Raw genomic sequence first — 1,856 nt, 5'->3', positions numbered from 1 at the left:
ATGTACGATTCAAAAAAAGTCTCGCAGCAATTTGCCAAAAAATTCATCAACAGCCAGGAGTTTCTTTTTCAAGAGCTTGTGAGGCTAAGCGAAAAGCGGGTTATCGTCTTGTGAATATTGCAGAGATTACTCCTCAAGATGAGCTGCCCCCATTTTATGTACCATCGCCGTCTTGAGTCTTTACCGCTTTTTTTCCTTCGGCATTTGGTTCCGCCGAAGGTAAGCCCTTCGTAGAATCGCCTGGCTTCTCGTCCGCTTCTAGAGAAGAGAAAGAGGCTGCGAACTCTGCTGGCGTCAGGTAGCCTAGGCTGGAATGGAGTCGCTCCGCGTTGAAGTAGCGCTGCCAAGCATTAAGACTCTAGTTTCCGGTAAGTGAGGGGGTCTTGGCTTCTCGCCGCTGGCGGCGATGACCCAGGATTCCCTTGGGCAAGTGCACATGAACCGATGCTTTTCGACGAACTCTGGCACTGACACCGCTAAGTGTATCAAAATCGGGCATGATTGCACCGCGTAAAGCACAGGCGAACCGCCCCGGAGTGGGCATCGGATTCCTATCCCAGAAACCCGTCGCGACCGCAGGCGAAGTGGCCGAGAGGTACTGAGAAATACTGGCGGCTAACAAGCAAAGTTCAGGAAGGCGGTAAGTGCATGTTTCCGAATGGACAAAGGAGCGATGTCCACCAAGGAGCTGTTTTCCCGTTTGCGGCAACGATTCGACGGGCCAGCGACAACGATAGAGAAGAAAAATGGTCTCCGCGCCTGCTTGTATATCAGTGAGTAGAACCCAAGGCTTTTTGTATTTGGGATGGTAAATCACCAAGCAGGAGAAGACATAAGGACAGTCTGCCACCACGAGCGAGTCGAACCAAAGTCCCACGACTTCATACTTACCTTCCCAAAACGTCTCCACTCGGTGGGCGTCATTGCCAGGGATAAGTTTGCCCTTGAAAGTTCGTGGCAAGGGGCGAACGACTTCTCCGAGTGTGGGCTTTCTGCCGCGTGCTCCTGGCTTGGCAGCACGTGAGCTACTGCGCCGAAAGGTCAAGTTAGTAGCTCCACGCACGACAAATCGCTCGATATTGGCCTCGTGTAGATGAGAAATCTTGACCCTACCCCATTATTTCGGACTCGCAGTTAAGCAGAATTTCCTGTAAAAATCTGGGAGTCAAAATGTCAAAATCGAAATCTGGGGGCCAAGCCCCCACCACAGAATCAAAGCCTCGCCGCTCCTTTACCGGGGAGTTTAAGAAGGAAGCGGTTCGCCTCGCCATCGAGCGGGGAAACGTATCCGCCGTCGCCCGCGATTTAGGAATCGGTGAAAGTATGCTCGCCCCCCTGTGTGCCAGCGGCGACTTCCAGGGTCGTCTGGAGTCTGCTGGTATCTCATGTAGCATGAGCCGTCGTGGTAACTGCTGGGACAATGCCCCTGTGGAAAGCTACTTTGGAACTCTGAAGCAGGAGCTGGTGCATCGTTGCGATTTCGTGACTCGTGCTGCCGCCCGCTCCAAAATCTTTGAATGGTTGGAGGTTTGGTACAATCGTCATCGACGTCACTCGTCTCTGGGCTATATCAGTCCTGTCGAGTTCGAGAGGCAAGCTACTTTATCGTCGGCTCTGCTTAACTGGTAGTCCGAAATATTGGGCATAGGTCAGTATTCTTTCGCGAGGATTTATCTCGTGTAAGCGGTAACGCTGCGGTGAGCCTTGGAGTCTTTCGCCGCTTGGCCCTCTCTCTTCTCACGAGGGAAACCCGTGAGAAAGTGAGCGTTCAGACCAAGCGTCATATGGCGGGCTGGGACGTGACCTATCTGGAGAAGGTGCTGGCATCATAAGATGCGATTCACCTGAGACATCCA

The 1,856-nt window shown here is 52.7% G+C and carries 1 protein-coding gene and 2 pseudogenes; 2 read left to right on the top strand and 1 reads right to left on the bottom strand.

Annotated features, from left to right (window positions below; genetic code table 11):
• Positions 1-154 precede the first annotated feature (154 nt).
• Positions 155-349 (bottom strand): annotated as a pseudogene (locus RMO15_RS33235) (hypothetical protein); the annotation flags it as partial.
• A 1,016-nt stretch (positions 350-1,365) separates the two neighbouring features.
• Between RMO15_RS33235 and RMO15_RS10235 the strand changes: the two are divergent.
• Both RMO15_RS10235 and RMO15_RS10230 read left to right on the top strand, forming a co-directional pair.
• A pseudogene (locus tag RMO15_RS10235) lies at positions 1,366-1,629 on the top strand (integrase core domain-containing protein); the annotation flags it as partial.
• Between the two features lie 68 nt (positions 1,630-1,697).
• Positions 1,698-1,832, top strand: a complete 135-nt coding sequence (locus tag RMO15_RS10230) for a hypothetical protein (RefSeq protein ID WP_309711524.1) — start codon at positions 1,698-1,700, stop codon at positions 1,830-1,832.
• The last annotated feature ends 24 nt before the right edge of the window (positions 1,833-1,856 follow it).

The sequence above is a fragment of the Armatimonas sp. genome (assembly GCF_031410135.1).
GTDB lineage: Bacteria > Armatimonadota > Armatimonadia > Armatimonadales > Armatimonadaceae > Armatimonas.
This window is presented reverse-complemented; position numbering and strand designations above follow the sequence as displayed.